This is a genomic window from Epilithonimonas bovis DSM 19482, from assembly GCF_900108115.1.
Taxonomy (GTDB): Bacteria; Bacteroidota; Bacteroidia; order Flavobacteriales; family Weeksellaceae; genus Epilithonimonas; species Epilithonimonas bovis.
The window spans coordinates 1-21,802 of the sequence record NZ_FTPU01000022.1; the positions used below are offsets into that span (position 1 = coordinate 1).

20 protein-coding genes and 1 pseudogene are annotated in these 21,802 nt (G+C 40.2%); 17 read left to right on the forward strand and 4 right to left on the reverse strand.

The window, feature by feature from the left end; translation table 11 throughout:
• From B0B05_RS10125 to rimP, 4 genes and pseudogenes are all read right to left on the reverse strand, one after another.
• A pseudogene (locus B0B05_RS10125) lies at positions 1-220 on the reverse strand (IS5/IS1182 family transposase); the annotation flags it as partial.
• A 340-nt stretch (positions 221-560) separates the two neighbouring features.
• Complete coding sequence (gene infB, locus B0B05_RS10130) at positions 561-3,389, reverse strand: translation initiation factor IF-2 (RefSeq protein ID WP_076783534.1); 2,829 nt, start codon at positions 3,387-3,389, stop codon at positions 561-563.
• A gap of 108 nt (positions 3,390-3,497) precedes the next feature.
• A complete protein-coding gene (gene nusA, locus B0B05_RS10135; protein ID WP_076783535.1) occupies positions 3,498-4,733 on the reverse strand; it encodes a transcription termination factor NusA in 1,236 nt (411 codons plus the stop codon).
• 69 nt (positions 4,734-4,802) lie between these two features.
• On the reverse strand, positions 4,803-5,270 hold the full coding sequence (gene rimP, locus B0B05_RS10140; RefSeq protein WP_076783536.1) for a ribosome assembly cofactor RimP: 468 nt from the start codon (positions 5,268-5,270) through the stop codon (positions 4,803-4,805).
• A gap of 185 nt (positions 5,271-5,455) precedes the next feature.
• On the opposite strand from rimP, the gene B0B05_RS10145 reads away from it, so the two are divergent.
• The 17 genes from B0B05_RS10145 (at position 5,456) to B0B05_RS10220 (ending at position 21,797) form a co-directional block, all read left to right on the forward strand.
• Positions 5,456-6,766, forward strand: coding sequence for a UDP-glucose dehydrogenase family protein (locus tag B0B05_RS10145; RefSeq protein ID WP_076783537.1), 1,311 nt, complete (start codon positions 5,456-5,458; stop codon positions 6,764-6,766).
• A 14-nt stretch (positions 6,767-6,780) separates the two neighbouring features.
• Positions 6,781-7,860, forward strand: coding sequence for a dTDP-glucose 4,6-dehydratase (rfbB, locus tag B0B05_RS10150; protein ID WP_076783538.1), 1,080 nt, complete (start codon positions 6,781-6,783; stop codon positions 7,858-7,860).
• A 76-nt stretch (positions 7,861-7,936) separates the two neighbouring features.
• The gene (locus B0B05_RS10155) at positions 7,937-8,335 is read left to right on the forward strand and encodes a four helix bundle protein (protein ID WP_076783539.1); all 399 of its coding nucleotides are present in this window, start codon (positions 7,937-7,939) and stop codon (positions 8,333-8,335) included.
• 34 nt (positions 8,336-8,369) lie between these two features.
• A complete protein-coding gene (gene rfbA / locus B0B05_RS10160) occupies positions 8,370-9,230 on the forward strand; it encodes a glucose-1-phosphate thymidylyltransferase RfbA (protein ID WP_076783540.1) in 861 nt (286 codons plus the stop codon).
• A gap of 20 nt (positions 9,231-9,250) precedes the next feature.
• Positions 9,251-10,102, forward strand: a complete 852-nt coding sequence (locus B0B05_RS10165) for an ABC transporter permease (protein ID WP_076783541.1) — start codon at positions 9,251-9,253, stop codon at positions 10,100-10,102.
• 52 nt (positions 10,103-10,154) lie between these two features.
• On the forward strand, positions 10,155-11,408 hold the full coding sequence (locus B0B05_RS10170; RefSeq protein WP_076783542.1) for an ABC transporter ATP-binding protein: 1,254 nt from the start codon (positions 10,155-10,157) through the stop codon (positions 11,406-11,408).
• Positions 11,409-11,410: 2 nt separating this feature from the next.
• Complete coding sequence (locus tag B0B05_RS17025; RefSeq protein WP_262488150.1) at positions 11,411-11,542, forward strand: hypothetical protein; 132 nt, start codon at positions 11,411-11,413, stop codon at positions 11,540-11,542.
• A 30-nt stretch (positions 11,543-11,572) separates the two neighbouring features.
• Complete coding sequence (locus tag B0B05_RS10175; protein ID WP_076783543.1) at positions 11,573-12,439, forward strand: alpha-1,2-fucosyltransferase; 867 nt, start codon at positions 11,573-11,575, stop codon at positions 12,437-12,439.
• A gap of 6 nt (positions 12,440-12,445) precedes the next feature.
• Positions 12,446-13,369 (forward strand): GDP-L-fucose synthase, encoded by a 924-nt coding sequence (gene fcl, locus B0B05_RS10180; protein ID WP_076783581.1) that lies wholly within the window; start codon positions 12,446-12,448, stop codon positions 13,367-13,369.
• Positions 13,370-13,375: 6 nt separating this feature from the next.
• The gene (gene gmd / locus B0B05_RS10185) at positions 13,376-14,449 is read left to right on the forward strand and encodes a GDP-mannose 4,6-dehydratase (protein WP_076783544.1); all 1,074 of its coding nucleotides are present in this window, start codon (positions 13,376-13,378) and stop codon (positions 14,447-14,449) included.
• Positions 14,450-14,473: 24 nt separating this feature from the next.
• On the forward strand, positions 14,474-15,337 hold the full coding sequence (locus B0B05_RS10190) for a glycosyltransferase family 2 protein (protein ID WP_076783545.1): 864 nt from the start codon (positions 14,474-14,476) through the stop codon (positions 15,335-15,337).
• A complete protein-coding gene (locus tag B0B05_RS10195) occupies positions 15,337-16,149 on the forward strand; it encodes a glycosyltransferase family 2 protein (RefSeq protein WP_076783546.1) in 813 nt (270 codons plus the stop codon). The genes B0B05_RS10190 and B0B05_RS10195 overlap by 1 nt, the downstream gene beginning before the upstream one ends.
• A 15-nt stretch (positions 16,150-16,164) precedes the next feature.
• Positions 16,165-17,274, forward strand: a complete 1,110-nt coding sequence (gene glf, locus B0B05_RS10200; RefSeq protein ID WP_076783547.1) for a UDP-galactopyranose mutase — start codon at positions 16,165-16,167, stop codon at positions 17,272-17,274.
• A 123-nt stretch (positions 17,275-17,397) separates the two neighbouring features.
• Entirely contained in the window at positions 17,398-18,915 is a 1,518-nt protein-coding gene (locus B0B05_RS10205) for a phosphoethanolamine transferase (RefSeq protein ID WP_084173931.1), read from the forward strand.
• A 17-nt stretch (positions 18,916-18,932) separates the two neighbouring features.
• Entirely contained in the window at positions 18,933-19,916 is a 984-nt protein-coding gene (locus B0B05_RS10210) for a glycosyltransferase family 2 protein (protein WP_076783548.1), read from the forward strand.
• Positions 19,917-19,945: 29 nt separating this feature from the next.
• Positions 19,946-20,965: a glycosyltransferase family 2 protein gene (locus tag B0B05_RS10215; RefSeq protein ID WP_076783549.1), complete on the forward strand. Its 1,020-nt coding sequence runs from the start codon at positions 19,946-19,948 to the stop codon at positions 20,963-20,965.
• On the forward strand, positions 20,937-21,797 hold the full coding sequence (locus B0B05_RS10220; protein WP_076783550.1) for a glycosyltransferase family 32 protein: 861 nt from the start codon (positions 20,937-20,939) through the stop codon (positions 21,795-21,797). Before B0B05_RS10215 ends, B0B05_RS10220 begins: the two co-directional genes overlap by 29 nt.
• Positions 21,798-21,802: the final 5 nt, after the last annotated feature.

Below are 21,802 nucleotides of genomic sequence, written 5' to 3' on the forward strand. Positions count from 1 at the left end.
TTTCTTTAAACATTTCCTTGAGCAAAAGCATTCCTGCTATTTTGCGAACCGCAATAGAGGGTCTTCCTTCTTTTGAAAATAAACCCTCGAACTCAGCTTCTATTTTATCCCAAGAAATCTCATGCGCTAATTTTACAAGTGGATGATCCATATTAATAAGCTCGGTAAGTCTGGTCTTGAATAAATTTTGCTGTAAATCCTGTTTTATTTTTCCTAACATTTTGCCACTTTTTATACCCTAAAAATACGATTTTCTGCAATTTTATACAACATTTTTAAGCGAAATTTGATAATAAAATATTGAATATCAAATCGTTGTATTTATTTTAAGGAATGACTAACTAGACGTCATAACTTAATTTCACACAGTGAAATGTAATATTCTCACTGATAAGGCTGATTTTACAGATTTTAAATTTAGCATCAGTGTAATTGGAATAATCTGCGAGAATTAAAAATAGTCAGAAATCCTTTTAATAAAGAATATTTGGGATATGAAAATATCTTATGACCTCTTAAAATAAAAAAAGGCTGATTAATTAAAACCAGCCTTTTTTATATTATTTAAGTTTTTTCTTAACGGCTACTTCTTCGTAAACCTCAAGAATGTCACCGACTTCTATGTCATTGTAACCTTTCAGGTTAAGACCACATTCGTAGCCTTTGGTAACTTCTTTCACGTCATCCTTATAACGTTTAAGACTTTCTAGCTCGCCGTCAAACTTCACGATACCGTCTCTTAAAAGTCGGATTTTAGAATTTCGGGTCACTTTACCTGTCAATACCATACAACCTGCGATAGAACCAACTTTGGATATTTTGAAGACCTCACGGATCTCAACATTACCAATCACCTGTTCTTTGATCTCTGGCGATAATAAGCCTTCCATTGCTTCTTTCACTTCATCGATGGCTTTATAGATTACCGAGTAGGTTCTGATTTCCACCTCTTCTTTATCAGCAATATCTTTGGCATTGACGCTGGCTCTTACGTTGAAACCAATTACAATGGCATCGGATGCTGCAGCTAACAGGATGTCGCTCTCAGTAATTTGTCCTACACCTTTATGAAGGATGTTAACCTGGATTTCTTCGGTGGATAGCCTTTGCAACTGATCAGCCAATGCTTCTACAGATCCGTCCACATCACCTTTCAGGATAATATTAAGTTCTTTGAAATCTCCCAGTGCGATACGGCGTCCAATCTCATCCAGGGTAAGATGTTTCTTAGTCCTGATGGATTGTTCTCTTTGCAACTGCTCTCTTTTATTGGCAATGGTCTTAGCCTCTTTTTCATCAGCAAATACACGGAATTTATCACCCGCTGTTGGCGCCCCGTCTAGACCAAGAATAGTAACCGGGATTGACGGCCCTGCTTTTTCCATGGTTTTTCCACGTTCATCCAGCATGGCTTTTACCTTACCGTGATTTTTCCCAGCCAGTACATAATCACCCACAGTTAATGTACCATTCTGCACCAGCATCGTCGCAACATAGCCACGTCCTTTGTCAAGGGCTGCTTCTATCACCACACCACTGGCTTGTTTGTTAGGGTTCGCTTTCAGTTCAAGAATCTCTGCTTGAAGAAGTACTTTTTCCAAAAGAAGGTCAACATTGTTACCAAATTTTGCTGAGATCTCCTGTGCCTGCACATTCCCGCCCCATTCTTCTACAAGAATATTCATGGCAGAAAGTTGTTCACGGATTTTATCCGGATTGGCACTCGGTTTATCCACTTTGTTGATGGCGATAATCATTGGTACACCCGCTGCCTGAGCGTGGGCGATGGCTTCTTTGGTTTGTGGCATGACATCATCATCGGCTGCTACAACAATAATGGCAATATCGGTAACCTGTGCACCTCTTGCTCTCATTGCGGTAAAGGCCTCGTGACCCGGTGTATCCAGGAAGGTGATGCGCTGTCCGTTTTCCAGCTTCACGTTATAGGCACCAATGTGCTGCGTAATCCCTCCGGATTCTCCGGCGATAACGTTTGTTTTTCTGATATAATCGAGTAGGGATGTTTTACCGTGGTCTACGTGTCCCATTACGGTCACGATAGGTGCTCTTGGCAACAAATCTTCCTCAGCATCTGGTTCTTCTTCTGTTGCGGCTTCCTCGATGTCGGCATCTGAGAACTCGATTTTGTAACCAAATTCGTCGGCAACCAATGTTAATGTATCGGCTTCCAGACGTTGGTTCATGGTTACCATAACACCAAGAGAGAAACACGCGGAGATTACTTCGGTAGGACTTACATCCATTAGTGATGCCAGTTCGGTTACGGTAATAAACTCCGTTACCTTAAGTGTTGTATCCTGTGCATCTCTTTCCTGTTGTAGCTCGTCCTGCTCTCTTCTCCAGGTTCTTTTTTCTTTTCTGTGTTTAGACCCTTTGGACTTACCACCTTTGTTGGTTAATTTTTCCAGCGTTTCTTTGATCTGGTTTTTAACCTGCTCGTCGGTAAGTTCTACCGGCATTACACGGGCCTGGCCTGGTCTGTTGCCACCACGGTTATTACCGCCGCCACGGTTGTTGTTGTTACCGCCACGGTTGTTACCACCCTGGCCTTGCGGACGGTTGTTATTTTGATTACCCTGGCCTGGTCTATTGCCCTGCTGATTGTTATTTTGTCCGGCAGTATTTTGTCCCGGGGTATCTTTTGTAATACGTTTTCTCTTCTTTTTGGCCGCGTTGGCGTTGGACGAAGATTTTGGTTTGTTAAACTGAGAAAGGTCTACAGTTTGTTTCAGGATTTTTGGGCCGTCTAATTTTTGATAAACAGTCTCAATCTTCTGTGGTTCATCAGATACCGGAGCAGATGTTTCCTTTGGCGCAGCCTCCTCTGCCTTTACTTCGGCTTTCACTTCAGGTTTTGCAGGTTCCGGAGCCGGCGCTTTAGGTTCCTCCTCTTTTGTTTTTGGAGCAGGTTTTGATCTGCCGGTTTCCAGTTTGGACAAGTCTATCTTGTCCAGAACTTTAAACTCCTGCTTCTCTTCTTTTTTGATAACTTCCGGCTCTTGTACCTTTGCCTCTTCTTTGGCAGGGGCGGCAGGAGCTTCCTCAGCAGGCTTGTTGGTGCTAAGGTCGATTTTACCTAAAACTTTAGGCTCAGAAGTAACGTTTGCTTTGGCTCTTATAACCTCAGGGGCTTTTTCTTCGATTGCTAATTTTTCTTCAGGAACTTTAGAAATCACCACCTCATGAGAAGCTTTTCTCTGTTCGCCATCCTTTCGGAATTCAGCTTCTAATGCAGAAAATGCCTGTTCTTCCAATAGAGCGTTAGGATTACTGTCCACTTCTATACCTTTACCCTGCAGATATTCTACAGCTCTCGGGATAGAGATGTTTAGTTCTTTAACGGCTTTATTTAATCTTATTTTTGGCATAAATATTAATTTGCTTTTGGCTTTAGCGTTTTAAGCTTACAGCTTTATTTTTCTTTTTATTAAATTTAAATTATTTCTTACTGAGACCCGGGAGCTAGCCAGGTTCCATTATCCTTCCAGTTCTTCTCGTAAAATGTTTTTGACCTCTGTGATGGTTTCTTCCTCCAGGTCTACAATGTTCAGTAGGGCTTCTGTGTCTTTGTCCAGGACACTTCTTGCAGTATTCAGGCCAACCTTTTTGAATTCATCGATAATCCATGATTCAATTTCATCAGCAAATTCTACCAGTTCTACATCATCATCTTCAGAAGTTTCTCTATAAACATCAATCTCATAACCTGTCAGCCATGATGCCAGTTTGATATTCTGCCCCTGTTTACCAATTACTTTGGAGATCTCGTCCACCGGGGTATATACCAGGGCATAGTTGCTGTCCTGATTGATTTCTATTTTATTGATGGTAATATTTCCTAAAGCTCTTTTGACAAGGATTTCAGGATTTTTGGACCATTGGATCACATCGATATTTTCATTTCTCAATTCGCGTACCACACCGTGGATTCTGGATCCCTTCACACCCACACATGCACCAACAGGGTCAATCCTGTCATCATAAGCATCTACGGCGATTTTCGCTTTCTCACCCGGGATTCTCACCACTTTTTTAAGGATAATGGTGCCATCCTGGATTTCCGGAATTTCAAGTTCCAGTAATTCTTCAAGGAATTTTGGTGCCGTTCTCGATACAATGATCTGAGGTTTTGATCCGCGGAAGTCAACACTTTCTACAATCGCTCTTACACTGTCGCCTTTTTTGAAAAAGTCAGACGGGATTTGGTTTTCCTTTGGCAGGATAAACTCGTTGCCTTCGTCATCTAGCAAGATCACATGTTTGTGACGGATGTGGTGCACCTCGCCAATCACAAGCTCGCCGATCCGGTCCCGGAACTGCTCGTACAATGAAGCGTTGAAGTGTTCCTGGATTTTTGTAGCCAATATTTGTTTAAGAGTCAATATGCTTCTTCTGCCTAATTTAGCCACCGGAATCTCCTGCGTATATTCTTCACCTACTTCAAAGGTGGGATCTATTTTTCTTACTTCGGAGATCTCAATCTCAAGATCGTCATCTTCGGACATCTCATCCTCTACAATCACTTTATTAAGGAAGATTTGGAAATCCCCTTTGTCAGGATTTACAATAACATCAAAATGGTCGTCAGAATCATATCGTTTTCTGAGAAGCGTCTTAAGAGCGTCTTCTATAATCGCCATCAGATCTATCTTGCTGATATTCTTTATTTCTTTAAAATCACCAAAGGCTTCTATTAAAGCTAAATTATCCATGTCTAAATTTATAAATGATAAATGATGAATGATAACCGATCTTTTACAATCTTATCCAATCACCTTATGTTAAAATTTTATTACTACTAATGCTTTATTAATCTCGGTATAAGGGATTTCTCTTTTCTCTACAACATCTTCTTTGCCTTTACCAATCAGTTTTGGTCTTCTGTACTCCAGTTTGATCACGATTTTATCCTCATCAACGGTGATGAGCTCGCCTTCAATTTTTGAAGAGTCCTGCAAAACAACCTCAATTTCACGGCCAATATTTTTCCTGAACTGTCGTGGTGACTCAAGCGGTTCGCTAAGGCCGGCCGACATGACCTGTACACTGAAATCATGTGCCTCACGGTCCATATTAAATTCTATGGCCCGGCTGGCATCCAGGCAGTCCTGAAGGGTTACACCATTATCGCCGTCCAAAATCACCGTGATATCCGATGATGCAGAAATCTTGAGTTCTACCAAAAAAAGGTCAGGCCTCGTTTCAAGAAATTCGTTGATAAGACGGCTAACTTCTGTTTTAAAATCCATACTTAAAATCCTCAGATTACATCTACGAAAAAAGGCATTTCTTGCGAAAGCCTTCCCATTTTTCCCGTAAATCTTTTGCAAAGATAAGAGATTATTCTTTAATATGCAAGAAACCAATATTTTCTGTTGGCAGGACGTGAAGTAAATTTTTCTTATTTTTGCCTCAATTTTAAAAACTATTCTTTGTGAATATTACAATTGTTGGCACAGGCTACGTTGGGCTGGTTACAGGAACAGCTCTTGCGGAAATGGGGAACTCTGTTTTCTGTGTAGATATCGATGAAAAAAAGGTAGAAGGGATGAAGAATGGTGTCGTCCCAATCTACGAACCAGGGCTGGAAGAGATGTTTCTTAGGAACATCCAGGCCAACAGGCTTCATTTTACTACCAATCTCAAAGAGGCGCTGGAGAAAAGCGAAGTTATTTTCCTGGCATTGCCTACACCGCCGGGTGAGGACGGGTCTGCGGATCTGTCTTATGTCCTGAAAGTTGCCAATGATATCGGAGACCTGCTCACAGATTACAAGGTTATTGTTAACAAAAGTACCGTTCCGGTGGGGACAGCGGATTTGGTGAGGGAAACCATCGCTGCAAAAACTGAAGTAGCTTTTGATGTGGTATCCAATCCAGAATTTTTGCGGGAGGGTTTTGCAGTAGAAGACTGCATGAATCCCAGCAGGGTCATTATTGGGACTTCTTCCGATAAAGCCAAAGGCATCATGGCAAAATTGTATCAGCCGTTCACTAATATCGGGGTTCCTATTATTAATATGGATGAGCGCTCTTCTGAATTAACGAAGTATGCTGCCAACTCCTTCCTGGCTGTTAAGATTACATTTATGAACGAGATTGCTAACTTTTGTGAAAAAGTAGGGGCCGATGTAGATCTCGTAAGGTTGGGCATGGGAAGCGATGACAGGATTGGCCATCGGTTTCTTTTCCCGGGCATTGGTTACGGCGGAAGCTGTTTCCCGAAAGATGTTAAGGCTTTGCTGAACAGCGGCCGTCATGAAGGTTATGAATTCCAGCTTTTGGATGCGACAGAGAGTGTCAACAAAAATCAAAAAGTGATTTTGGTTCCTGAGATGGAACAGTATTTTGGAGGTAGCCTTCAGGGTAAAAAGATTGCAGTGTGGGGACTGGCGTTCAAAGCCAATACCGATGATATCCGCGAAGCATCTTCTCTGGATAATATCAGCCTGCTGTTGGAAAAGGGTGCTGAGGTGGTTGCTTATGACAACATTGCAGAAGCTAATGTGAGGAAGATTTTTGGTGATAAAATTACTTACGCCAAAGATATGTATGCGGCACTGGATCATGCTGATGCGCTTCTTATTGCTACAGAATGGCCGGAATTCAAAAATCCGAATTTTACGCTGATGGCAGAAAAAATGAATAACAAAGCCATTTTTGACGGCAGAAATATGTTCCCGCTGGAACTGGCAGAGCAACATCATTTCTATTATAAAAGTATAGGCAGAAAACTGGTAAAATAACCATAAATAAGAAGATGAAAAATATTATCATTACCGGAGGTGCCGGTTTTATAGGATCCCACGTGGTAAGGGAGTTTGTAAAGAACAATCCCAATACGACTATTATTAACCTGGATGCACTAACATACGCCGGGAATCTCGAAAATCTAAAGGATATCGAAAACGAACCTAATTATGTTTTCGAAAAAGCAGATATTACAAAACCTGAAGAATTAAGAAAGGTATTCGAAAAATACCATCCGGATGCGGTGGTACATTTGGCTGCGGAAAGCCATGTGGACAGAAGTATTACAGATCCCAACGCGTTCATCAATACCAATGTCAACGGAACGGCTAATCTTTTGAATCTTTGCAAGGAGTTCTGGACACTGAACCCGGATCATACCCACGGGAGATTCCCGAATGAGAAAAGAACCAACCTTTTCTACCACGTTTCTACAGATGAAGTCTATGGTAGTTTGGGAGAGACAGGCTTTTTCCTGGAGACAACAGCTTATGATCCTCAGTCCCCATATTCCGCCTCCAAAGCGGCATCTGACCATTTGGTAAGAGCTTATGGTAACACATACGGGATGCCATTCATCGTTTCCAATTGCTCTAACAATTATGGGCCGAACCATTTCCCAGAAAAGCTCATCCCACTTTGTATTTCTAATATCCTTAACGAAAAACCATTGCCAATCTATGGTGACGGGAAGTATACAAGAGACTGGCTGTATGTGATTGACCATGCCAGAGCGATCCATCAGATCTTCAACGAGGCCAAAACCGGAGAAACCTACAATATTGGTGGTTTTAACGAATGGCAGAATATTGATTTGGTAAAAGAACTCATCAAACAGCTGGATGCCAAATTAGGTAAACCGGAAGGTTATTCAGAAAAATTGATTACTTACGTTAAAGACAGACCTGGGCACGACAAGCGCTACGCCATCGATGCGACAAAACTGAATAAAGATCTGGGCTGGAAACCGTCCGTGACTTTTGAAGAAGGTCTTGGCAAAACTATAGACTGGTATCTGGATAACAAAGAATGGCTGGAACACGTTACCAGCGGAGATTATCAGAAGTATTATAACAAACAATATCATTAAAAAGTAGTTGAGTAGTTTATTGGGTGAGTATGTTTAGTCGGGAAATTTGATAAACAACTTTATAAATCAAAAAAGTATGGCCTTAGTAAAATATCATAAAGAGCTTAAAGTTTACCAAAATGCGTTTGCTGCTGCCATGCTCATTTTCGAGATAACAAAAACGTTTCCGCCTGAAGAAAAATATTCTTTAACAGACCAGATTAGAAGGTCTTCCCGATCAGTTTGTGAAAATATTGCTGAAGGATGGAGAAAAAGAAAATACCCAAAACTATTTGAAAACAAATTGATAGATGCTGACGGAGAGGCTTCAGAAACTCAAAACTGGTTGGACTTTGCTTTAGCATGCAGGTATATTAATGAAGAGGATTATCAAAATCTTATTACAAAATATAATGAAGTTTTATCAATGCTGACTTCTATGATTATCAATTCAAACCAATGGACTTTCTCACAAGCTAAATCGCCCAAAAACTAATCCACTAACTCACTAATCCACAAATCCATTCAAAATGAAGGGAATAATCCTCGCCGGAGGTTCCGGAACAAGACTCTACCCGTTAACAATTGCTGTCAGCAAGCAACTGATGCCGGTATACGACAAACCAATGATTTACTACCCGTTATCAACATTGTTGCTGGCTGGTATCAAAGATATACTGATCATCACAACACCCCATGACCAGGAAGGTTTTATTAAATTGCTGGGTGACGGCTCACAGATCGGCTGTAATATCCAATACAAGGTGCAGCCAAGCCCGGATGGGTTGGCACAGGCATTTGTCTTGGGTGATGAATTCATCGGGGATGATGCTGCAGCACTGGTGTTGGGAGATAATATCTTTTATGGTTCCGGAATGGGAACGTTGCTGAAACATAAAACCAACCCTGATGGCGGTGTGGTATTCGCGTATCATGTGACCGATCCTGAACGCTATGGCGTGGTAGAATTTGATGACGAATTCAAGGCGCTTTCTATCGAAGAAAAGCCGGTGCATCCCAAATCCAATTATGCAGTACCAGGCTTATATTTCTACGATAATGAGGTGGTGGAAATTGCTAAAAATATAAAACCTTCCCCAAGAGGAGAGCTGGAGATTACCGATGTCAACAATGTTTACCTTCAAAAAGGGAAACTGGAAGTGGGCGTTCTGGATAGGGGTACAGCCTGGCTGGATACGGGAACCTTTGATTCTTTGCATGATGCTTCAGAATTTGTGAGCGTGATTGAAAAAAGACAAGGTTTCAAGATCGGCTGCATCGAAGAGATTGCCTGGCGCAATGGTTTCATTGGTGAAGAAAAACTGCTGGAAACGGCAGGCAAATATGGTAAAAGCGGCTACGGCGCTTATCTGAAAAACCTGATAAAGTAATTAAAAAAAAAACACAATTGATGAGTGATTCTCAAAACAACCAATGGACAGAAACCATCGGCTCCAGCCATTCTCTCTTTGATCTCAATCTGAAGGAGGTTTGGCGCTACCGTGATCTGGTGTATATGTTTGTCAAACGGGACTTTGTCTCCGGCTTCAAACAGACAATATTAGGTCCTGTTTGGTTTTTTATCAACCCGATATTTACAACGCTGGTTTATCTGGTCGTTTTTGGTAATATTGCCAATTTATCTACGGATGGCGCTCCAAAAATATTATTTTATCTGGCCGGGGTTACCCTCTGGAACTATTTCTCAAGCTGCCTCACGGGTACAGCCAGTGTGTTTACCAGTAATGCCGGGATTTTTGGGAAAGTGTATTTCCCGAGATTGGTAATGCCGATTTCTATTGTAGTATCCAACCTGATGCGTTTCGGTGTGCAGATGTCATTATTTCTTATTGTATTTTTCTACTATTTAGCTAAAGGCGAAGTTCAGCCCAATTGGTGGATCCTGGCCACACCCTTTCTGATTGTTTTGATGGCAATGTTTGCGCTGGGCATGGGAATGATTTTTTCTTCGATGACCACTAAGTACCGGGACTTGCAGATGTTGTTGGGATTTGGTGTCAGTCTTTATATGTATGCGACACCGGTAATCTACCCTGTTTCCAGCTTACAAGGGATATTCAGAACAATTGCTTTTTATAATCCGCTCACCGGTATTTTCGAATGTTTCAAATATGCATGGCTGGGAGTGGGTGATTTTAGTGCCGGGATGTTGTTGGTCAGTACTGCCATTATTACAGTTATACTTATGGTAGGGACGGTCATTTTCAATAAAGTGGAAAAAAGCTTTATGGATACGGTCTAAGCATGGTATACACATCCTATTTTATTCTATCCGTTAATCAAAATTAAAATACATGCTTGCACTTAAGGCAGAAAATATATCAAAACTATACAGGCTGGGGCAGGTCGGTACAGGAACCTTGTCGCATGACCTTAACCGTTTTTGGCACCAGATCAGAGGGAAAGAAGATCCCTATCTAAGGATTGGTGAAGCCAATGACCGTTCCCAAAAAGGCGATTCAGACTATGTCTGGTCGCTGAAAGACATCAATTTTGAGGTAGAGCAAGGTGATGCCGTTGGGATTATCGGCCGCAATGGCGCCGGGAAATCGACTTTGCTTAAACTGTTGAGCAAAGTGACCAAACCAACTACCGGACAAATCCATACAAGAGGGCGCATTGCATCTTTGTTGGAAGTGGGGACTGGCTTTCACCCGGAGATGACCGGTCGCGAGAATGTCTATCTCAATGGTGCCATCCTGGGAATGACAAGGAAAGAAATTACCCGAAAGTTTGATGAAATTGTTGACTTCTCCGGAGTGGAACGTTATATCGATACGCCTGTTAAAAGATATTCATCCGGGATGTACGTGCGCCTGGCATTTGCGGTGGCTGCTCATTTGGAATCCGAAATACTGATTGTGGATGAGGTACTGGCCGTGGGTGATGCCGAATTCCAGAAAAAGTGTTTGGGAAAGATGGGCGATGTAACGAAGGGCGAAGGGCGGACGATTTTGTTTGTGAGTCATAATATGGATGCGATATCAAAACTCTGTACAAGTGGTATTTATTTGGAAAAAGGGCTATTGAAATATTCTGGTAATATTGGTAATACAATTGGGACATATTTGAGCGATGGCTCCAATACTTCATCAAGGAAAGTTTACAATAAAAATATCGATAAGTGCATATTTCTCAAAGAAGCGCTTGTAATCAATTCTCTTGATAAAAATACGGCCAACTTGAGGGTAGGTGAAAATTGGAAAGTAAGAATCGAATTTGAGGTTCAACAGAATATTTCAGATTATGTTTTTGCTTTGGGAATAATAACACACGGTGAGGTTTCTGTAAATACTTCATGGAGCAAACCTATTAACCTTTTAGCTGGACGATACTGTTTTGAATTTGATGTTAATAATTTCCCATTGCAGGCGGGTAAATATAATTTAATATTTGGAGTTAGTCAGCAGAAAAGATCGGTTTTTTATGATGATAGCTTCCTATCGGTTGAAATTGAAAATTTAACCACAGATGAAAGAATTCAGAAAGCGGATGGCTCAACAGGTATTTTTGCAATGCAGTTTGATAATAATATCCACAATATTTAAATATGAATTTATTCAAAAAGAAAAAATCTCCTAAATTGGTGAAATTTCATAAAGAATACCATGCAAATCCAGAAGATGTCAAAACCCAAAATTATGCTTGTGGTTGTTTTTGGTTTATAAAAAGTGAGAAGTAAAAAAATCAATTATTAAATTATTAGCCCAACGTGATAATCACTAAACTCCAGGGTGGATTAGGAAACCAGATGTTCCAGTACGCCGTTGCTTTAGCAAACAGCAACGATGAACCTGTATTAGATCTTGAGTTTTTGCAAAAAAATAATACCTCAACCGACACTTTCACAAAAAGGGATTTTGAACTCACCGTTTTCCAAAACGCAAGATTTCGGGTGATGTCTACTTCCGAAAAGAACAGATTGTTTTCTCTTCGTAAACGGTATGTGTTATTTAGAAAATTGTTTGGGATTCATATTTCTAAAATTCAACAAAAAGAAAATGAGTTGATCTCAATACCTGCTAAGGGAAATATTTATTTAGACGGTTACTTTCAGTCAGAGAAATACTTTTTGGACAAGAGGGAATTAATATTACAGGCATTCTCATTTCCACCTTTGAGTGGGAACAACAAAAAAATTAAAGATCAAATAACTGTTTCAAATGCTGTAAGTATCCATATCCGAAGAGGAGATTACCTGAAAGAAGAAGTGAAAAAATACCACGGTGTCCTGCCGGAAGATTATTATCTGAAAGCCATTGACCGGATCTGTCAAATAGTAGAAAATCCGGTATTTTTTATTTTTTCTGATGACAAAGATTACGCAAAAAAACTTTTTCAAAATATAGGTAACTATACCGTAGTAGAGGGAAACGATGGAGGAGATAGCTGGATGGATATGGCTCTGATGTCCAATTGCAGGCATCATATTATTGCCAACAGCAGTTTTAGTTGGTGGGGCGCATGGCTTGCCAATCAGGATGGCGCAGTCAATATTGCGCCCAAAAATTGGTTTAATCCAGTAGTTGCTAATTTTGATATAAATAACTTTGTCCCAAAGAATTGGCATCAATTATAAAAAATGATGGAAAAAAAATCAAAAATATATGTCGCAGGGCATAGAGGAATGGTGGGAAGTGCCATCCTCAGAAAACTGGAAAAACAAGGCTTTCAGAATCTGCTTGTGAGAACATCTGCAGAGCTGGATTTGAGGGACAGCTATGCGGTAAGAGATTTTTTTAAACAGGAAAAACCAGAATTGGTGTTCCTTGCAGCCGCTAAAGTGGGAGGAATCAGGGCCAATAATACATACAAAGCCGATTTTTTATATGAAAACCTGATGATCCAGAACAACGTGATCTACAATGCGCATATCAATGATATCCGCAAACTGTTGTTTCTTGGATCCAGTTGCATATATCCCAAGATGGCACCGCAGCCTCTCAAAGAAGAATATCTATTGACAGGGACTCTGGAGCCAACAAATGAGCCTTACGCCATTGCAAAGATTGCAGGTATCAAGATGTGCGATTCCTATCGAAGCCAATATAACCGTAATTTTATATCTGCGATGCCTACCAACCTCTACGGACCCAATGACAATTATGACCTCAACACCTCACATGTATTACCCGCTATGATCAGGAAGTTCCATGAGGCAAAATTGGATGGCAACCGGGATGTCACTTTGTGGGGCAGCGGAACGCCGCTTAGGGAGTTTTTGCATGTTGACGATCTTGCCGAAGCCTGCGTTTTCATGATGGAACATTATAACGATTATGGGCAGGTAAATATTGGCGTTGGCCAAGATTTAAGCATCCGGGAATTAGCTGCGCTTATCCAGAAGATTGTAGGACACCAGGGCAACATTATCTGGGATACTACAAAACCGGACGGTACACCACGAAAACTGATGGACGTCTCAAAAATTAATGCCATGGGGTGGAAAGCCAGAATCTCTTTGGAAGCGGGCATAAAACAAGTATATAGCGACAAATTTTTATCATAATCAGTCATGAAAAAAGCACTCATAACAGGTATTACAGGACAGGACGGTTCCTATCTTGCTGAATTACTTTTAGATAAGGGCTATGAAGTTCACGGGATCAAGAGAAGGGCTTCATCGTTTAATACACAGAGAATTGATCATCTGTATAAAGATTTGCATGACGGCAATGTTAATTTTAAACTGCATTATGGCGATCTGACAGATTCTACCAATATCATCAGGATCATCCAGGAAGTGCAGCCCGACGAGATTTATAATCTGGGAGCCATGAGCCATGTCAAAGTTAGCTTTGATTCTCCGGAATATGTCGCTAATGTAGATGGGCTGGGAACTCTAAGGATTTTGGAAGCTGTTAGGATTTTAGGCCTTGAAAAAAAGACGCGCATTTATCAGGCCTCCACATCAGAATTATATGGTGGTATGCCGGAGAACAAAAACAGCAAAGGCTTTTACGATGAGCTGTCACCGTTTTATCCGCGTTCGCCTTATGGTGTAGCAAAAATCTATGGCTTTTGGATTACAAAAAACTACCGCGAAGCTTATAACATGTTTGCATGTAACGGAATCTTATTTAATCACGAATCACCACGGAGAGGCGAAACTTTTGTAACCCGTAAGATTACAATGGCAGTTGCCAGGATAGCAAAGGGGAAACAGGATATTTTGTATCTCGGAAATCTCAATGCACAAAGAGACTGGGGTCATGCAAAAGACTATGTGGAAGCTATGTGGAAGATGCTGCAGCAGGATAAGCCGCAGGATTTTGTTATCGCCACAGGTAAAACAACTTCCGTAAGAGATTTTGTGAAAATGGCTTTTGCTGAAGTCGGTATTGATGTAGAATGTTCAGGTGAAAATGAGAAAGAGATTATTAGAGTTAAGTCATGCAACAATCCGCTTTATCAGTTAGAAGTTGGGAAAATATTGGTAAAAGTTGACCCCGAATATTATAGGCCTACAGAGGTAGACCTGCTGATTGGCGACCCTACAAAGGCCAACACGCAGCTGGATTGGACGCCAAAATATGATTTACAGGGATTAGTAAAAGATATGATGGCTTCAGATCTTATTTTAGCTTAGGTTGCAATTAATGAAATTTTATTAATGAGCTCACTGTCAATATCCATCCTCATCGCCAACTACAATAACGGTCATTTTTTTAAAGACTGTTACCGCAGCCTTATTGAACAAACCGAACAGGATTGGGAGGCCATTGTCATAGATGATGCCTCTACAGATGATTCTGCTGTTGTTATCAAAGCATTGATAGGGAAGGATTCGCGGTTTAGATTCTTTCAAAACGAAACAAATTTAGGGTACCAGAAGACACTTGTAAAAGCAATTGGTTTGAGTACGGCAACAGTTTTTGGAAGGTTAGATCCAGATGATGTCTTGGAACCACGAGCAATAGAATTATCGCTTAAAGCGCATGCAGATAGTCCGCAGGCAGGCCTCGTTTACTCAAACTTTGTGTTTTGCGATGAAAATTTAGAACCAAAGTCTGTTCATAAAGGACAGACTATTACGGAACTAAACGAATATTACTATAATTTTGATGGCGAAATATCGCATTTCGCAACCTTTAAAAAATCGGTTTATTTTCAAACTTCGGGGATAGACGTCAGTAACAAAAAAGCCGAAGACAAAGACCTCTACATGAAATTGTGCGAAGTGGCTCCCGTAAAATACATTGATGAAGATCTGTATCTCTACAGAGTTCACGATGGCGGCATCTCTACCAACGCCAATGGCGATAAAGCGTATTTCTGGCATTGGGTAGCACTGATCAAAATGGCCGAGCGCAGGCATATTAATATAGAAGATCTTTTCGTAGAAAAAATGGTGCGCCGCGAGGTTTACGACACCGAAAAAGAAAAACACAAAAACCTCAGGACTTTGCTCAAGAAATCCCGCTGGTTACAGCTGGGTGCCAAGTTAGGCCTGTTCAAACTGTATAAATATTTATAATGGAAAACACGCCCCTCATCTCCGTCATTGTCCCATGCTACAACCAGGCGCAATATCTGGATGAATGCTTACAATCGGTTCTGGATCAGACTTATCAAAATTGGGAGTGTATTATCGTCAACGATGGTTCACCTGATAATACCGAAGAAGTCGTGCAAGAATGGTTGGTAAAAGACTCTCGATTTAGTTATCTGAAAAAAGAAAACGGTGGTGTAGCGTCTGCCAGAAATTTAGGTATTGACAATTCTCAAGCAGAATGGTTAATAATGTTAGATGGTGATGATACAATTGCGCCTTCATATTTACAGAAAGGCGTAGTAAAGGCTAATGAAGGTATGGAAATTATTTATTCTGATGCGAAATACTTTGGTGCATTAGATAAAGATTGGCTTCTTGAAAAATATGATTTTCGTAAGTTATTAATTAATAATTTAATTTTTTGTCCTGCAATTTTTAAAAAAAGTCCTGTAAGATTTGATGAAAAAATGATTCACGGTTTAGAAGATTGGGAGTTTTGGATTAATTATATTTCTACAAATCACGTTACCAAAATATGTAAACTTAACTCAATTGAATTGTTTTATAGAATAAAAGAAGACTCTAGAAATCACATAGTAAACAATGATTCTTCTATATTAATAAAGACTAAAAATTATGTCTACAATAAGCATTTAGACTTATACATAAAATATTATGGTGACTACTTTACAGTTTGCAGAGCAAATGAAAGAGCACAGATAGAAATCAAAAAAATCTTAAATAGCCGTAGAAATATCTTTATGAATAAATTTTTAAAGCTATTTGGCAAATAATAAACACAAAAAACAATGCAAAAAAAATACGACTACCTCATTGTGGGCAGTGGCCTATTCGGAGCCATATTTGCGCACGAGATGACAAAACAGGGCAAAAAATGCCTGGTTATCGAACGCCGCAGCCATATTGCCGGTAATATCTATACCGAGAACGTGGAAGGGATCAATGTCCACAAATACGGGGCGCACATCTTCCATACAAGTAACAGGGCCGTTTGGGATTATGTCAATTCTTTTGTGGAGTTTAACAGGTTTACCAATGCGCCAATTGCCAATTACAAAGGCAAACTGTATAACCTGCCGTTTAATATGAACACCTTTTACCAGCTTTGGGGTGTCCAAACGCCGCAGCAGGCGCATGATAAGATCGAAGAGCAAAGAGCCCAATACAGCCATATTACCGATCCTCAAAACCTCGAAGAGCAGGCATTGGTACTGGGTGGGAAAGACATCTACGAAAAACTGATAAAAGGTTATACCGAAAAACAATGGGGGAGGCCTGCCACAGAAATCCCTGCTTTTATCATCCGCAGGCTGCCTTTTCGCCTGACTTTTGATAATAATTATTTTAACGATACCTATCAGGGCATCCCAATAGGCGGTTATACGGCCCTCATAGAAAAAATGTTGGAAGGGATTGAAGTAAAAACCAATACCGATTACTTTTCAGATAAGGAAAACATGGATGCACTGGCAGGCAAAGTGGTGTATACCGGCAAGATTGATGAATATTTTGACCATCAGTTCGGAAGTTTGGATTATAGAAGTTTAAGGTTTGAGAATGAAATTCTAGACCTGCCCAACTATCAGGGTAATGCTGTCGTCAATTACACCGAGAGAGATATCCCTTTTACCAGGATTATAGAACACAAACATTTCGAATTTGGTGCCCAGCCCAAAACCGTCATCACCCGCGAATACCCAGAGGATATGAGCGAGGGCAAAGAAGCCTATTACCCTATTAATGATGAGAAAAACCAACAGATATATCAGAAATATAAAGCACTGGCAGGCCAACTGCCCAATGTGATTTTTGGTGGTAGGCTGGCAGAATACAAATATTATGACATGCACCAGGTGGTAGAAAAAGCGCTGGATGTGGTACATGCACAAAAGTTATAGTTTTAAGATAAGGATACCATACCTTTACAGTTTTTAAGGATTTGTTTTGCATCTGATATCTGCTGTCGGGCTGTGCCCAGTATAAAACTGGCAGCTAATCAGGACTAATTATCATCATTAATAATGAAACCTACCCGATACCTCCCATACTTACTTTTCATCTTGTCTGTCATCATTTATCTGACAGGGTTTTTGTTTTCCTACGACTATCTTGTCAAAGACTGGCAATCCGGCAACCGCCTTGATACTGCCCGCAGTGTGGCAGAATATGCGGTGATGTATGCCTCGCTGCTTCTGTTCTGCGCTTTGTTCCGCAGGTACAGGTATGGGTGCGTGGTGGCTTATTTGCTGCTTATCATCGTTAGTGTCAATTCTTTTATATCCTATTGCTGTTACCTGGTCTACCATTCCGGGTTTAATATAGGCATGGCCGTCAGTGTCCTGGATTCCAACATCCGGGAGGCTGGGAATATGATTGGCTATTACCTTTTGCCATTGTTTATCTCTTTAATTTTATTACTTGTTAATATTTTGGTTGTTAACATGTTGTCAAAAATAAAGTGGTCTTGGAAACTCTATATTGCCACGGCACTCTGGTTTATTATGCCGGCGGTTTTTCTTCTAAAGCAGCATTGGTTTGGCTACAAGGGCGGTGCGCCTATGGTAAAAAATATCATCTACCATTTTAAGGATTTGGAAGGTGCCTACCGGCTCAATAAGAACATGGCAAAAATTACAGATAACAAGGTAGCTTATCATTATCAGAAAGAAGATCAAGGTACAGAAACCATCATACTGGTCATTGGCGAGTCTGTAAGAAAGCAGAATATGTCTTTATATGGCTATACCAGAACTACTACGCCCAACGAAGATGCGCAGCAGGATCAGATGATTTTGTTTTCAGATGCCCATTCGCCGGGCGCCATTACCAATCTCAGCATTCCACTATTCCTGAGCCCGATCAGCCCACAAGACTACAGCACGCACATTGAGAAAGTCTCAGACAATGTGGTTAACATGGCCAATTCACAGGGTTATACAACTTATTGGCTTACAACACAAAACAATATCAAGGGTGTTACCGAAATTGCTACTTTTTCTAAACATAAAAAGTGGGTCAATGGCTACGATATGAGCCTGATGCCATTTGTTGCTGATGCGCTGAAGGATAAAAATAAAAAATTCATAGTCATACATGTCACCGGGAGCCATCCAGACCCGTGTTTGCGGTACCCGGAAAGTTTTAGGCAGTTCAGGGATGGTAGTCCCATGGATTGTTATGATAATTCGATATTTTATACAGATCATCTGCTGGGAGAACTATTCAAAAAGCTGGATGGCCAAAATGCGGCGTTGATCTACTTATCAGACCACGGTCTAAAGTACAGCGACCAAAAACTCATCCATGCGGATTCCAAAGAATCAACACGGGTGCCGTTTTATGTCTGGTTCTCCAATCCCAATCTCAAAAACCATTACAGGTTTGATAAAAATGTTGATCAGCCGGTTTCTACATCGTATCTTTATCCCATGGTAATGAAGATGCTGGGACTGAAAGAAATAAAATTAGATAAAGTAGAAAACGATAATTTTATGAAGTTGGATCATAAAGTGATTAATTATAAGGATCTTAATCCGTAATGCTAATGTAATACCTAATGAATAAATTACTCACCATAATTGTCCCCATTTACAATACACAGGATTACCTTAGAACATGCATGGATTCCCTGGTAATCAAAGAACCGCTAATGGCTTTGGTAGAAGTCCTTTTGATTATAGACGGCAGCCCTGATAATGCGATAGAAATTGCCCGGGAATTCGAAGCCAGGTATCCGCAGGTTTTTGTCTTGATCAATAAGCCCAACGGAGGCTATGGCTCTGTCCTCAAAAGAGGGATAGAGGAAGCCCGGGGAAAATACACCAAGATCCTTGATTCTGATGACTGGTACGATAACCAGGCATTTGAGGCGTTTGTAGAAGCCTTGCAAACCGTTGATTGTGATGTGGTGGTGACAGATTTTGTAAAAGAATTCGTGTTTGAGAACCGTTCAGAGCTGCAGGCCTTGCCAAAATTAAAAAATGAAAAGGTTTATCATTTGGATGACGCGATCAGTACATTCGGCAAAGATGTTTTTGTCATGCACCGCCTGGCCTATAAAACGGCAATATTAAGGAAAGCTAAGATTGATTTCCCCGAAAAAATATCCTATACTGATACGCTCTTTGCTGCCATTCCTTTGTTCTTTGCCAAAGATTTGTACTATACAAATTTGAAATTGTATCGATACTTTATCGGTAGAGAAGGGCAAACTATAGCACCTGCAACAGTGCGCAAAAACAGGAAAAGCGTAGAGACGGTAATCCGCTATTATTACAAAAAGTATTTGGAAAACAAAGCGGTCTTATCAGTGGAGAAGGACAAATTTACCCTGCGGTCCCTGCAGGATTTGGTAGAGATGTATTACAGGATCCTGTACCATTTGCCTTACGCGGATTCGCAAAAAGAAATGGCAGAATGGCATCAGTTTATTAAGAATAGCGAAGATTACAGGCGTTTTTCCGAAAGTAAAATGATAACTTACTATAATATTTTGCCTTACTTTATTTTCAGATATACTTCGGTGATCTGGCAGAAGTAGACCTTGATTAATAGAATAATAGATTCCAAATGCTTACAAACCCTTTAGTTTCGGTTATTGTCCCCAATTACAACCACGCAAGATATTTGCGCCAAAGGCTGGACTCTGTCTTTAACCAAACCTATCCGAATTTTGAGGTAATATTGTTGGACGATCGGTCGCAGGACAACAGCGTAGAAATTCTTAACTCGTATAAAGATGAAAGGATTACACACCGCATTGATAATCAACAGAATAGCGGCAGTACCTTTCGGCAATGGAAAAAAGGCTTGGAACTGGCAAAGGGCGATCTAATTTGGATTGCTGAAAGTGATGATTGGGCTGATGTGGCTTTTCTCGAAAAGATGGTAGCAGGATTCACAGAAAATGATGATGTGGCAGTAACTTATTGTGATATGTATTATGTGGATGAAAATGGGAACGAAATAGCAGATACCTATCAGGATTATGCAGGTTATTCACATCCTAGCCTCTGGCGCAATAATCATTATTATAAAGGGAAAGACTATGTAAAGGATTATATGCTGAATAAATGCCTGATTGTGAATGCAAGTGCAGTCCTTTTCAAAAGGGAATCAGGGATTAAACATATAGATAAAGTTTTGGATTATAGGGAAGCTGGTGACTGGCTTTTTTGGAATTACTTGCTTTCGGACGAAAAGGCTTATGTTTACTACAGAGCCAACGAAAAATTAAACTATTTCCGCCATTCGCTTCAATCAACGAGGAATTATCCCAATATCCAAAAAATGGAAAATGGACTGATAGAAAAATCTAACGTGATTTTAATAACCTTAAAAATGCTTGGTTCAGAAAAAGAAAAACTAGCTGTAAAAAGAAGGGAAATGTTGGATTGGTGGTCCAAAGATCATACATGTAGAGAAATGCTAAACAGTTCTTTTAAAAGGATTCTAAAAACGCCGATGTTTCAGGGAACAGGAGTTTTTAGTCTTTACAAGCACTATGTAAAATACCGGATAAAAAATATTTCCTTTATAAAACACAATAGAAAAAAATACCATGCTCAACAAAATAGCTCTAAGAATTAGGAAAACCTGCCCCGAAACATACCAGTTTTTACTGAATACGAAACAGGGACGCTACAACTATACTTTTAATAAAGATAAATACCCACACAGTTTTCTGAATCTGGATAATCCCGTTACTTACACAGGAGAACCTGCACCGGAGGTAATCTACTGTTTCTGGACCGGCGATAATCCGCTGACAGAAAACCGTAAAAAAGGTATACAAGCATTGGAAAAGAACGCCGGTGTACCAGTGAAGCTTATCACGCCGGAGAATTTACCCCAATATATTAAACCTGGTTTCCCTCTTCATAAAGGCTACGAGTTATTGAGTCTAACCATGCGATCTGATTATTTGCGGTGCTATTTTATGCATCATCATGGTGGGGGGTATGCAGATATTAAGCCTTTTAGCCATTCTTGGAAACCTGCTTTTCAGAAACTTAACGATAAAAATGATAGATATATTATTGGTTATCCCGAATTATTGTATGGAGGATTAGCTCCTGTGGCACATCGGTTTCTCGATGGTAAAAATTATAATAATTATGAACTAATGGCATTGGCAGAAAGAAAAATCCATAATGATTTAGCCAAACATACTCCATTGCTGATTGGAAATTGTGCATTTATCTGCAAACCTTACACACCGATCACTACAGAATGGTATAATGAAGTGAATAAAAGGATGGACGAATTATATGAGTATTATAATAAAGATAATTCCGAAGGTATGGTAAAGCCAATCCCATATTTTTATTTGGTTCAGATTTTTCACCCCTTGATACTGAAATATCATAAACATATCATACAGTACAAAAAACTGTTGCCTGTACTCAAAAATTACAGATAATAGAT